This window comes from Klebsiella planticola, assembly GCF_000783935.2.
Lineage (GTDB): Bacteria > Pseudomonadota > Gammaproteobacteria > Enterobacterales > Enterobacteriaceae > Klebsiella > Klebsiella planticola.
The window spans coordinates 451,715-464,567 of the sequence record NZ_CP026047.1 but is presented as its reverse complement, the minus strand read 5'-3'; the positions used below and the strand labels follow the sequence as shown (position 1 = coordinate 464,567).

Genomic DNA, 12,853 nt, shown 5'->3' with positions numbered 1-12,853 from the left:
CTTTCCTTTGAGATAATTCTGCCCAGGATTTTTCGTAAACGAAGGTGGGGAAAGGTGAGCGTCGGCAGGGTGAAATATCATATTGTACCAATAACTTTACACATATGGCGGAATAAAGAGCCATTTAATTTGCTGGTGTAAAGTAAAATTTACGGATTATGGATTGAAATCTTTACTTTGTGTGGTATCGTTACGTCACTCCTCACCGAGGAACCCACTATCGCAAACGAGCTACACAGGATCGCAATCATGCAAAAAGACGCGCTGAATAACGTACATATTACCGACGAACAGGTTCTGATCACGCCGGATCAGCTGAAAGCTGAATTCCCGCTGAGCCTCGAACAAGAAGCGCAAATTGCGCAGTCCCGTCAGACGATATCTGACATTATTGCCGGCCGCGATCCGCGTCTGCTGGTGGTGTGTGGACCTTGCTCGATCCACGATCCAGAGGCGGCAATTGAATACGCTCATCGTTTTAAAGCACTTGCCGAAGAGGTCAGCGATAGCCTCTACCTGGTCATGCGCGTCTATTTTGAAAAACCTCGTACTACCGTGGGCTGGAAAGGGTTGATTAACGATCCGCATATGGATGGCTCATTTGATGTTGAAGGCGGTCTGAAGATTGCGCGTCGTTTGCTGGTAGAGCTGGTGAATATGGGGTTACCGCTGGCAACGGAAGCGCTGGATCCAAACAGTCCGCAGTACCTCGGCGATCTGTTTAGCTGGTCCGCTATCGGCGCACGTACGACCGAATCCCAGACTCACCGTGAAATGGCGTCAGGTCTGTCAATGCCGGTTGGCTTTAAAAACGGTACCGACGGTAGCCTGTCGACGGCAATTAACGCGATGCGTGCCGCAGCGATGCCGCACCGTTTCGTCGGGATTAACCAGGCCGGCCAGGTTTGTCTGCTGCAAACCCAGGGCAATCCGAACGGCCACGTTATTCTGCGCGGCGGTAAAGCCCCAAACTACGGCCCGGAAGATGTCGAGAAGTGCGAAAAAGAGATGGCTCAGGCGGGACTGAAACCGTCACTGATGGTAGATTGCAGCCATGGGAATTCTAATAAAGACTACCGCCGCCAGCCTGCGGTTGCGGAATCCGTCGTCGCACAGATTAAAGATGGTAATCGTTCCATCATTGGCCTGATGATCGAAAGTAATATCCACGAAGGTAATCAGTCTTCTGAGCAGCCGCGTTGTGATATGAAATACGGCGTATCCGTCACCGATGCCTGCATCAGCTGGGAAACGACTGATGCACTGCTCCGCGAACTGGATCAAGATCTGCGCGGTCATCTGGCGGCTCGTCTGGGGTAAGAGGATAGTATGGTTGCTGAACTGACCGCGTTACGCGATCAAATTGATGAAGTCGATAAGGCGCTGCTGGGGCTACTGGCTAAGCGCCTGGAGCTGGTAGCGGAAGTCGGAGAGGTCAAAAGCCAGTATGGGCTGCCGATTTACGTCCCGGAACGGGAAGCTGCGATGCTGGCTTCCCGACGGGAAGAGGCGTCGGCGCTAGGCGTTCCACCCGATCTTATCGAGGACGTGCTGCGTCGCGTCATGCGCGAGTCATATTCCAGCGAGAATGATAAAGGCTTCAAAACGCTGTGTCCGAATCTGCGCCCGGTCGTGATTGTCGGCGGTGGTGGGCAGATGGGGCGCCTGTTTGAGAAAATGCTGACGCTTTCAGGCTACCAGGTACGCATCCTGGAGAAAGACGACTGGGCGCGGGCAGCGGACATTGTTGCTGATGCCGGAATGGTCATCGTCAGCGTGCCTATCCATGCCACGGTCGATACGATTGGTCAGCTGCCGCCGTTACCGGCGGACTGTATCCTGGTCGACCTGGCGTCGGTGAAAGCGGAACCTTTACAGGCGATGCTGGCCGCGCACCGTGGTCCGGTACTGGGTCTGCACCCGATGTTCGGGCCGGACAGCGGCAGCCTGGCGAAGCAGGTGGTGGTTTACTGCGATGGTCGTCAGCCGGAAGCCTATCAGTGGTTCCTCGAGCAAATTCAGGTCTGGGGCGCCCGTCTGCACCGTATCAGCGCCGTTGAACACGACCAGAATATGGCTTTTATTCAGGCGCTACGTCACTTTGCTACCTTTGCCTATGGCCTGCATCTGGCGGAAGAAAACGTTCGCCTGGAACAGCTGCTGGCGTTGTCATCGCCGATCTACCGCCTTGAGCTGGCGATGGTTGGCCGCCTGTTTGCGCAGGATCCGCAGCTGTATGCCGACATTATTATGTCGTCGGAAAACAATCTGGCGCTGATTAAACGCTACTACCAGCGCTTTGGTGAAGCGATTGGCCTGCTGGAGCAGGGGGATAAACAGGCGTTTATCGACAGCTTCCGCAAAGTAGAGCACTGGTTTGGCGATTATGCCCAGCGCTTCCAGAGCGAAAGTCGGACGCTGCTGCGTCAGGCGAATGATAACCGGCAGTAACGGAAAACCATATATAATCAAAGCCAGAGGGGAAACCCGCTGGCTTTTTTTATAGGGATGAAAACGATGGCTGAACCACAACCGCTGTTTGATTACGCAGGACATCTGCCGGAATGTCCGACCTGGAGTGAAGCCGAGCAGGCGCTCTACTGGGCCGATATTCTGCAGTGCGAAATTCACCGTTACGACATCCGCAGCGGCGAACATCAGGTTCTGCAGTTTCCCGAAGAAGTGGGCTGCTTTGCCCTGCGCGAGAAAGGGGGCTTTATTGTGGCGCTACGCAGCGCTATCTGGCTTACCGATGCCCATGGCCTGTTGCGGCGCAAAGTTTGTGATAATCCGAGCAACCCGCAGCTGGCACGCTTTAACGATGGCGGCACCGATCGCGACGGGCGCTTTTATGCCGGTACATTCTGGGGGCCGGGAGATTATAACGGCGCGCTGCTGATGCGCATCAACCACGATCTCACTCCTCGGGTGATTCAGTGCGATATCCATGGCGCCAACGGTCTGGCCTTTAGCGCGGACAAGCGTTGGATGTACACCTCGGATACGCCAAACGCCGTTATCTACCGCACTCCGCTGGATGAGCAGGGCGAGCCCGGCAAACGCGAAGTCTTTCGTCGTTTTCAGCCGGGAGAAGGTATCCCGGACGGGGCGGCCGTGGATGAAGAGGGTTGCTACTGGAGCGCAATGTTCGATGGCTGGCGTGTCGCCCGTTTTTCACCGACCGGTGAACAGCTGGAAGAACATCGATTACCGGTGCGCTGCCCGACAATGGTCTGTTTTGGCGGCGCGGATATGCGCACGTTGTACATTACGACCACGCGCGAAAATATGTCTGCCGACGAAGTCCAGAAATATCCGCTCTCCGGCGCTATCTTCACCCTGCCGGTGACGGTGGCAGGGATGAAGAAACCCGTATTTACAGAGCGTTAGATAGGATCGACCGGCACGACGTTTTCGCCTGGGTAGCAACCCAGAACTTTCATGGAACGAGTAATCTCGGCCAGCTCTTTTAGTGCCTTACGCATCGGCATTGATTCCAGGTTGGCCTGGATATCCAGATAAAACATCTCTTCCCACGGATTACCGTGAATCGGACGAGATTCCAGCTTGGTCATGATCAGGTTGTGATTGCGCAACACCAGCAGCGCTTCAACCAGCGCACCGGCCTGCTGGCCGGTTGCCATGAGCAGCGTGGTCTTTGCCGGTACCTGTTCGGAAACATTCACCGCTTTACGTGCCAACACCAGGAAACGGGTGATGTTTTGTGTCTGATTTGCCTGGCAATGTTCAAGAACCTGCAGGCCGTACAGTGCGCCACCGGCTTCGCTACCCAGCGCGGCTACGCCCGGTGAGTTCGCCTGAGCCACTTTTTCCATCGCCGCAGAGGTGCTTTCGGTGTATTCAATTTTCCAGTGTGGGTAACGGCTCAGATACTGGCTGCACTGCTGGAACGGCTGCGGGTGGCTATATACGGTCTGAATGTGTTGCGGATCGGTTGAAGCTGAGACCAGAACGCAGTGATCGATTGGGATCGTGAGCTCACCGACGATCGACAGGCTGGTATGCTGCAGCAGATCGTAGACATCATTGATGCCACCGGAGCTGGTATTTTCGATAGGAACGACCGCGTAGTCGGCCTGGCCGGTTTCCACCTGGTTAAAAATATCGGCAAATTTCGCGCAACCGCTCTCAATGAACTGTTCGAAATGGCGCGCCGCGTACTGGCGGGCGGCCAGATGTGAATATGACCCTTTTGGTCCCAGGAAAGCCACGCGCGCTGAATGCGGATTGATTTTATTCAGATGCTGTTGCAGCAGGGTTTGCTGGGTGAGAACGGAATCCTCGATGATCAGCTGAAACAGGCGGGTGATGTAGTGGGCATCCAGATGGTGGCTTTTCCCCAGCGTTATCAGACGCTCCAGCAGGTCGCGCTCGCGGTCGATATCACGAACCGGACGGTGCGATGCCAGCTTTGCTTTACCGACCTCTACAGCCAGTCCGCGGCGTTCTGCCAGCAGCGCGAGCAGTTTTTCATCCAGTGCGCTGATCTTATCGCGCAGAGCCAGTAACGGGTTTTCCTCGGTCATATGTGTTGCCTTTCTTGTTATTGATTTATCAATAAAAAAGGCCTCCCGTTTGGGAGGCCTTGTTGTTCGTCTTCGCATTCTTTATCACACGACGAATCGCCTCCCGTTCAGGGGAAGGTAAAAAAGAATGCGAAGAAGAACGCTAGTCGTTTCACGATGAATTCCTTTGCTGAGTTGAGATTACAGTACCCGTACTGTTTTCATCCTGTCAATAAAAAACGCGCCCGAAGGCGCGTGGCGTTACACAATATTAAGTTAAGGATTACTCTTCTTCTTCCACAAAGCCTGCCTCTTTCACCGATGTTGCGGCGCGGCGGGCTTCCCCTTTGTGTTGCACTTTATTCAGCTGCCGTTCCAGCTTGTTGATCAATTCGTTGATTGCGACGTACATATCTTCGCTTCTTCCGCTGGCGACCAGATGCCCGTTTGGCGTATTGATGGTTGCATCAGCGACAAAACCCTGCGGCTCCTTAGAGAGAATGATGTGCGGGTTGATTAAGTGGGTTTGCCATTTATCCAATTTGGCGAGACGGTCTGCGACATGCTGGCGAATTGCCGGAGTAATTTCCATTTGTTTACTGGTAATGTTCATTGTCATAAATTTTACCTCTTGTCTTTCCCGTCTTGGTGAACTCAGCATACCTCTCCCAATGTCAAGATGTGTGATCTATATCACATTTTAATGTCACTTTTTGTCAACGAATTCATTTTGTGAGGCAGGGCAGGAACAGGTGAGATTTTACTTGTCGGAAAGGGGAAAGGGAGTCATATTTGATAGGATGACTCGGCGCTAAAACGCTTCAGCTCAGGCGCCTGAACAATAAAAAACGGCAGCTCATGGCTGCCGTTTTGCTTATCTGAAAAACGATCAGGTGTTTTTACCGTTAGCGGCGATAATTTTCGCCACCTTGTCTGCCTGAGCGTTCATTTGCATCTGGCGGTAGGCGTTTTCCATTTTCGGTAGCGCATCGCGAGTCGCCTGAGTATCCGGGTAGCTGCGCAGCATACCATCGACACGGTTCACGACGGCAACCCATGCGCCGCGGTCGGTGTAGTAATCAACCACTGACAGCTCGTACTTCGCCAGGCGATCCTTCAGGAACACCATACGTTTGTAGGCGTCGGTCGCATACTGGCTGTTCGGGTAACCGCGTACCAGTTTGGAGAAGTCGTTGAAGGCATCGCGAGCGTGCTGCGGGTCGCGATCGGAGCGATCGACCCCGAAGAATCCTTGCAGCGCACTGTCATCCAACGCCATATTTGTCAGACCACGCATATAAATGACGTAATCAATGTTAGGATGCGTAGGGTTCAGACGAACGAAGCGGTCGATGGCTGCCTGAGCCAGCGGCAGATCGGCATTTTTGTAATACGCATAAATCAGGTCAAGCTGTACCTGTTGGGAATAAGGACCGAACGGGTAGCGGTTATCCAACGCTTCCAGTTGCGTTATTGCCTGTTTCCAGTTACCGTCCTGCAGCTTTTGCTGGGCGGTCGCGTAGATTTCATTCGGCGGATTATCAGGCACCTCTTCCTTTGAGCCGGAGCAACCCACCAAAGCCAGGCTCAGTGTGGCCGCTGCCACCAGGTATTTCATGCGCGTCATGACGTTTTGACTTCCTCAAAATGTTTATGCGGGAGAATCTCTGTTCCAGCTCCCGATTAAGACCAGCTACAATAGCACACTATATTAAACGGCAAAGCCGTAAAACCCAACGTTAAACGAAGAAGCTGTATATGGCACAACGAGTACAACTCACCGCAACGGTGTCCGAAAATCAACTCGGTCAACGCTTAGATCAGGCTTTGGCCGAAATGTTCCCGGATTATTCGCGTTCGCGCATAAAAGAATGGATCCTCGACCAGCGAGTGCTGGTAAACGGCGCTGTCAGCGACAAGCCGAAAGAAAAAGTTTTAGGGGGAGAGAGCGTCTCCATCGATGTTGAAATCGAAGAAGACGTGCGCTTCGAACCGCAGGATATTCCGCTCAATATCGTCTACGAAGATGATGACATCCTCGTGATCAATAAACCGCGCGATCTGGTTGTTCACCCAGGCGCGGGCAACCCCGACGGTACTGTGCTGAATGCGCTGCTGCACTATTATCCGCCGATTGCCGACGTACCGCGCGCGGGTATTGTTCACCGTCTGGATAAAGATACGACCGGTCTGATGGTCGTAGCGAAAACCATCCCGGCACAAACTCGTCTGGTGGAGTCGCTGCAGCTGCGTGAAATCACCCGTGAGTATGAAGCGGTAGCAATTGGTCACATGACATCGGGTGGTACGGTAGAAGAACCTATCAGCCGTCACCCGACGAAACGTACGCATATGGCGGTGCACCCGATGGGGAAACCGGCGGTAACGCATTACCGTATTATGGAGCACTTCCGTATTCACACGCGTCTGCGCCTGCGCCTGGAAACCGGCCGTACTCACCAGATTCGTGTGCATATGGCTCACATCACCCATCCGCTGGTGGGCGATCAGGTCTATGGCGGCCGCCCGCGTCCGCCGAAAGGTGCATCGGAAGCGTTTATCACCGCCCTGCGCAAGTTTGACCGTCAGGCACTGCACGCGACGATGTTACGCTTGTACCACCCGATCAGCGGTATCGAGATGGAATGGCATGCGCCAATTCCTCAGGATATGGTTGATCTGATTGAAGCAATGCGTGCAGATTATGAAGATCACAAGGACGATATTGACTGGCTATGACTAAACTGATTGTACCGCAATGGGCCGTGCCGGAAGGCGTGGCTGCCTGTAGCTCCACGCGTATTGGCGGCGTCAGTCTGCCTCCGTACGATTCGCTCAATCTGGGCGCCCATTGCGGAGACAATCTGCAGCACGTGGAAGAAAACCGTCGGCGCATGTTTGCCGCTGGCGGGCTGCCGTCATATCCGGTATGGCTGGAGCAGGTTCATGGCACCGCGGTGCTCACCCTGGACGGCGGGCCATATGAGTCAAAACGGGCGGATGCGTCATACTGTAATACACCGGGTACGGTGTGCGCGGTAATGACGGCGGACTGCCTGCCGGTTCTTTTTTGTAATCGCGCAGGGACGGAAGTTGCCGCTGCTCATGCCGGCTGGCGCGGATTATGCGACGGTGTGCTGGAAGCGACGGTCGCATGTTTCGCCGATAAGCCGGAAAACATTCTGGCCTGGCTTGGCCCGGCGATCGGTCCCGAGGCTTTTGAAGTCGGTCCGGAAGTGCGGGATGCGTTTATAGTCAAGGACGGGAAAGCGGAAGAGGCTTTCCGCCCCGTCGGAGAGAAATATTTTGCTGATATCTATCGGCTGGCTCGTCAGCGTTTAGCCAATGTTGGCGTCACGCAGATCTTCGGCGGCGATCGCTGTACGCTAAGCGAAAAGGATGATTTTTTCTCTTATCGTCGCGATAAGACTACGGGTCGTATGGCGAGTTTTATCTGGTTGAGATAACCTGGCGAATCAAGACGGTCCAGAAGGCAAATTTATTTTTCGCATAGTTCAGGTCTTTAACCTTGAATAATTGAGGGATGACCTCATTTAATCTCCAGTAGCAAATTTGACCTGTTATGGGAGGAGTTATGCGTCTGGATCGTCTTACCAATAAATTCCAGCTTGCTCTTGCCGATGCCCAGTCGCTTGCACTCGGGCACGACAACCAATTCATCGAACCTCTTCATTTAATGAGCGCCTTGCTGAATCAGGAAGGGGGATCGGTACGTCCTTTATTAACCTCTGCGGGCATTAACGCCGGAGAGTTAAGCACCAATATCACTCAGGCGCTGAGCCGTTTACCGCAGGTGGAAGGCACCGGCGGTGACGTACAGCCGTCTCAGGATTTAGTGCGTATTCTGAACCTTTGCGACAAGCTGGCGCAAAAGAGGAAGGACAATTTTATTTCGTCTGAACTGTTCGTTCTGGCGGCGCTTGAATCACGCGGTACGCTGACCGACCTTTTAAAATCCGCCGGAGCAACAACCGCCAATGTGACTCAGGCGATTGAACAAATGCGCGGAGGTGAAAGCGTGAACGATCAGGGTGCCGAAGACCAACGTCAGGCATTGAAAAAATTTACGGTCGATCTGACCGAACGTGCTGAACAGGGCAAACTGGATCCGGTCATTGGCCGTGACGAAGAGATTCGCCGTACTATCCAGGTTCTGCAGCGCCGAACTAAAAATAACCCGGTTTTGATTGGTGAGCCCGGCGTTGGTAAAACCGCCATCGTTGAAGGGCTGGCACAGCGTATTGTCAACGGTGAAGTACCTGAAGGACTGAAGGGTCGTCGGGTTCTGGCGCTGGATATGGGGGCGCTGGTGGCCGGGGCCAAGTATCGCGGTGAGTTCGAAGAGCGCCTGAAAGGGGTGCTGAACGATCTGGCAAAACAGGAAGGCAACGTCATTCTGTTTATTGATGAACTGCACACTATGGTCGGGGCGGGGAAAGCGGACGGCGCAATGGATGCCGGCAACATGCTGAAACCTGCTTTGGCGCGCGGTGAGCTGCACTGCGTCGGCGCAACCACGCTCGATGAGTATCGTCAGTATATTGAAAAAGATGCTGCGCTGGAGCGTCGTTTCCAGAAAGTGTTTGTTGCTGAGCCAAGCGTTGAAGATACCATTGCGATCCTGCGTGGTCTGAAAGAGCGCTATGAGCTGCACCACCATGTACAGATCACTGACCCGGCAATCGTCGCAGCGGCAACCTTGTCGCATCGTTATATTGCTGACCGTCAGCTGCCGGATAAAGCTATCGACCTGATCGATGAAGCGGCATCCAGCATCCGTATGCAGATTGACTCGAAGCCGGAGGAGCTCGACCGACTCGACAGACGTATTATTCAGCTCAAGCTGGAACAGCAGGCGCTGAAGAAAGAAGCCGATGAAGCCAGTCTGAAACGTCTGGATATGCTGAATGAAGAGCTGGCGGATAAAGAACGTCAGTATTCCGTATTAGAAGAAGAGTGGAAGGCGGAAAAAGCGTCGCTCTCCGGAACCCAGACGATTAAAGCTGAGCTGGAACAGGCAAAAATCGCCATCGAGCAGGCGCGACGCGTTGGCGACCTGGCCAGGATGTCTGAACTGCAGTACGGCAAAATCCCGGAGCTGGAAAAACAGCTGGCAGCGGCTACACAGTCTGAAGGTAAAACGATGCGTCTGTTGCGTAATAAAGTGACGGATGCGGAAATTGCCGAAGTGCTGGCACGCTGGACCGGTATTCCGGTAGCGCGAATGATGGAAGGCGAGCGTGAAAAACTGCTGCGTATGGAGCAGGAGTTGCACAGTCGGGTGATTGGTCAGAACGAAGCGGTTGAAGCAGTATCCAACGCGATTCGCCGTAGCCGGGCCGGGCTGTCCGATCCTAACCGTCCAATCGGGTCGTTCCTGTTCCTTGGTCCAACCGGTGTCGGTAAAACGGAGCTGTGCAAAACGCTGGCGAACTTTATGTTTGATAGCGATGATGCCATGGTACGTATCGATATGTCTGAGTTTATGGAGAAACACTCCGTATCGCGTCTGGTCGGTGCGCCTCCGGGATATGTCGGCTATGAAGAGGGCGGGTATCTGACGGAAGCAGTACGTCGTCGTCCTTACTCTGTCATCCTGCTGGATGAAGTAGAAAAGGCTCATCCGGATGTGTTTAACATCCTGTTGCAGGTGCTGGACGACGGTCGTCTGACCGATGGACAGGGGAGAACGGTCGATTTCCGTAATACGGTTGTGATTATGACCTCTAACCTTGGTTCGGATCTGATTCAGGAACGTTTCGGCGAACTGGATTACAGTCACATGAAAGATCTGATTCTGGGTGTGGTCAGTCAGAACTTCCGCCCGGAATTCATCAACCGTATCGATGAAGTCGTGGTCTTCCACCCGCTGGGTGAAAAACACATTGCTTCGATTGCTCAGATTCAGCTGCAGCGTCTGTACAAACGTCTGGAAGAACGTGGCTACGAAGTCCACATGTCCGATGAAGCGCTGAAGTTGCTGAGTGCGAATGGCTATGATCCGGTGTATGGCGCTCGTCCGTTAAAACGCGCTATCCAGCAGCAGATCGAAAACCCGCTGGCGCAGCAAATTCTTTCCGGCGAGCTGATCCCCGGTAAAGAAGTTCAGCTGGTGGTGAAAGACGACCATATAGTGGCAGTGCAGTAAATCACAAAACGACAAAAACGGGCCCTCTGGGCTCGTTTTTGTTTAAAAACCAGGCAAGAATTAAAGTCCGGATGCAGGATTGTTTAATAAGTGAGCGAACGAATCATTTATTTGAATTTAAACTTGCCACATCAGAATTACCCCCTATAATGCGCCTCCACTGACACGGAACAACGGCACGCAAGCCGCCGGGTCAGCGGGGTTCAGAGATGAACGCCAACGGAGAAAAGCGAAAATAAACGCTTGACTCTGAATGAGGAAAACGTATTATACGGGACCTCGCGACAGAGCGCTCAGCGCCGTCGCACTGCTCTTTAACAATTTATCAGACAATCTGTGTGGGCACTCAAAGTGACATGGATTCTTAACGTCCTCGGACGAAAAATGAATACCAAGTCTCTGAGTGAACACGTAATTCATTACGAAGTTTAATTCACGAGCATCAAACTTAAATTGAAGAGTTTGATCATGGCTCAGATTGAACGCTGGCGGCAGGCCTAACACATGCAAGTCGAGCGGTAGCACAGAGAGCTTGCTCTCGGGTGACGAGCGGCGGACGGGTGAGTAATGTCTGGGAAACTGCCTGATGGAGGGGGATAACTACTGGAAACGGTAGCTAATACCGCATAACGTCGCAAGACCAAAGTGGGGGACCTTCGGGCCTCATGCCATCAGATGTGCCCAGATGGGATTAGCTAGTAGGTGGGGTAATGGCTCACCTAGGCGACGATCCCTAGCTGGTCTGAGAGGATGACCAGCCACACTGGAACTGAGACACGGTCCAGACTCCTACGGGAGGCAGCAGTGGGGAATATTGCACAATGGGCGCAAGCCTGATGCAGCCATGCCGCGTGTATGAAGAAGGCCTTCGGGTTGTAAAGTACTTTCAGCGAGGAGGAAGGCATTAAGGTTAATAACCTTGGTGATTGACGTTACTCGCAGAAGAAGCACCGGCTAACTCCGTGCCAGCAGCCGCGGTAATACGGAGGGTGCAAGCGTTAATCGGAATTACTGGGCGTAAAGCGCACGCAGGCGGTTTGTTAAGTCAGATGTGAAATCCCCGGGCTCAACCTGGGAACTGCATTTGAAACTGGCAAGCTTGAGTCTTGTAGAGGGGGGTAGAATTCCAGGTGTAGCGGTGAAATGCGTAGAGATCTGGAGGAATACCGGTGGCGAAGGCGGCCCCCTGGACAAAGACTGACGCTCAGGTGCGAAAGCGTGGGGAGCAAACAGGATTAGATACCCTGGTAGTCCACGCTGTAAACGATGTCGACTTGGAGGTTGTTCCCTTGAGGAGTGGCTTCCGGAGCTAACGCGTTAAGTCGACCGCCTGGGGAGTACGGCCGCAAGGTTAAAACTCAAATGAATTGACGGGGGCCCGCACAAGCGGTGGAGCATGTGGTTTAATTCGATGCAACGCGAAGAACCTTACCTACTCTTGACATCCAGAGAACTTAGCAGAGATGCTTTGGTGCCTTCGGGAACTCTGAGACAGGTGCTGCATGGCTGTCGTCAGCTCGTGTTGTGAAATGTTGGGTTAAGTCCCGCAACGAGCGCAACCCTTATCCTTTGTTGCCAGCGGTCCGGCCGGGAACTCAAAGGAGACTGCCAGTGATAAACTGGAGGAAGGTGGGGATGACGTCAAGTCATCATGGCCCTTACGAGTAGGGCTACACACGTGCTACAATGGCATATACAAAGAGAAGCGACCTCGCGAGAGCAAGCGGACCTCATAAAGTATGTCGTAGTCCGGATTGGAGTCTGCAACTCGACTCCATGAAGTCGGAATCGCTAGTAATCGTAGATCAGAATGCTACGGTGAATACGTTCCCGGGCCTTGTACACACCGCCCGTCACACCATGGGAGTGGGTTGCAAAAGAAGTAGGTAGCTTAACCTTCGGGAGGGCGCTTACCACTTTGTGATTCATGACTGGGGTGAAGTCGTAACAAGGTAACCGTAGGGGAACCTGCGGTTGGATCACCTCCTTACCTGAAAGAACCTGCCTTTGTAGTGTCCACACAGATTGTCTGATGAAAAGTAAATAGCAAGGCGTCTTGCGATTGAGACTTCAGTGTCCCCTTCGTCTAGAGGCCCAGGACACCGCCCTTTCACGGCGGTAACAGGGGTTCGAATCCCCTAGGGGACGCCACTTGCTG

At 53.4% G+C, this 12,853-nt stretch carries 10 protein-coding genes, 1 tRNA gene, 1 rRNA gene and 1 other annotated feature; of the genes, 8 read left to right on the top strand and 4 right to left on the bottom strand.

Going from position 1 to position 12,853, the window contains the following annotated elements; all coding sequences use genetic code 11:
• The first annotated feature begins 249 nt into the window (after positions 1–249).
• The 3 genes from aroF (at position 250) to MC50_RS02105 (ending at position 3,390) form a co-directional block, all read left to right on the top strand.
• Positions 250–1,320, top strand: coding sequence for a 3-deoxy-7-phosphoheptulonate synthase AroF (aroF, locus tag MC50_RS02115; RefSeq protein WP_004866527.1), 1,071 nt, complete (start codon positions 250–252; stop codon positions 1,318–1,320).
• Between the two features lie 9 nt (positions 1,321–1,329).
• Entirely contained in the window at positions 1,330–2,451 is a 1,122-nt protein-coding gene (gene tyrA / locus MC50_RS02110; protein WP_032696867.1) for a bifunctional chorismate mutase/prephenate dehydrogenase, read from the top strand.
• 66 nt (positions 2,452–2,517) lie between these two features.
• Complete coding sequence (locus MC50_RS02105; RefSeq protein ID WP_047665382.1) at positions 2,518–3,390, top strand: SMP-30/gluconolactonase/LRE family protein; 873 nt, start codon at positions 2,518–2,520, stop codon at positions 3,388–3,390.
• Here the strand turns inward: MC50_RS02105 and pheA are convergent.
• From pheA to bamD, 4 genes are all read right to left on the bottom strand, one after another.
• Positions 3,387–4,547 (bottom strand): bifunctional chorismate mutase/prephenate dehydratase, encoded by a 1,161-nt coding sequence (gene pheA, locus MC50_RS02100; RefSeq protein ID WP_004866518.1) that lies wholly within the window; start codon positions 4,545–4,547, stop codon positions 3,387–3,389. The two genes, MC50_RS02105 and pheA, sit on opposite strands and share 4 nt — an antisense overlap.
• Before the next feature lie 31 nt (positions 4,548–4,578).
• Positions 4,579–4,703 (bottom strand) — a sequence feature (Phe leader region).
• Positions 4,655–4,702: a pheA operon leader peptide PheL gene (gene pheL, locus MC50_RS28765; protein ID WP_193312497.1), complete on the bottom strand. Its 48-nt coding sequence runs from the start codon at positions 4,700–4,702 to the stop codon at positions 4,655–4,657. (Overlaps the previous feature by 48 nt.)
• Before the next feature lie 106 nt (positions 4,704–4,809).
• Positions 4,810–5,145 (bottom strand): ribosome-associated translation inhibitor RaiA, encoded by a 336-nt coding sequence (raiA, locus tag MC50_RS02095; protein ID WP_004866516.1) that lies wholly within the window; start codon positions 5,143–5,145, stop codon positions 4,810–4,812.
• Positions 5,146–5,415: 270 nt separating this feature from the next.
• Entirely contained in the window at positions 5,416–6,153 is a 738-nt protein-coding gene (bamD, locus tag MC50_RS02090; RefSeq protein ID WP_004866513.1) for an outer membrane protein assembly factor BamD, read from the bottom strand.
• A gap of 131 nt (positions 6,154–6,284) precedes the next feature.
• Between bamD and rluD the strand changes: the two genes are divergently transcribed.
• From rluD to MC50_RS02065, 5 genes are all read left to right on the top strand, one after another.
• Entirely contained in the window at positions 6,285–7,265 is a 981-nt protein-coding gene (rluD, locus tag MC50_RS02085; RefSeq protein ID WP_032686452.1) for a 23S rRNA pseudouridine(1911/1915/1917) synthase RluD, read from the top strand.
• Positions 7,262–7,993, top strand: coding sequence for a purine nucleoside phosphorylase YfiH (gene yfiH / locus MC50_RS02080; RefSeq protein ID WP_032696869.1), 732 nt, complete (start codon positions 7,262–7,264; stop codon positions 7,991–7,993). Before rluD ends, yfiH begins: the two co-directional genes overlap by 4 nt.
• A 128-nt stretch (positions 7,994–8,121) precedes the next feature.
• On the top strand, positions 8,122–10,695 hold the full coding sequence (gene clpB / locus MC50_RS02075) for an ATP-dependent chaperone ClpB (protein ID WP_032699009.1): 2,574 nt from the start codon (positions 8,122–8,124) through the stop codon (positions 10,693–10,695).
• 450 nt (positions 10,696–11,145) lie between these two features.
• Positions 11,146–12,685, top strand: a 16S ribosomal RNA gene (locus MC50_RS02070).
• A gap of 85 nt (positions 12,686–12,770) precedes the next feature.
• Positions 12,771–12,846: transfer RNA gene (locus tag MC50_RS02065), tRNA-Glu, on the top strand.
• Positions 12,847–12,853 lie beyond the last annotated feature (7 nt).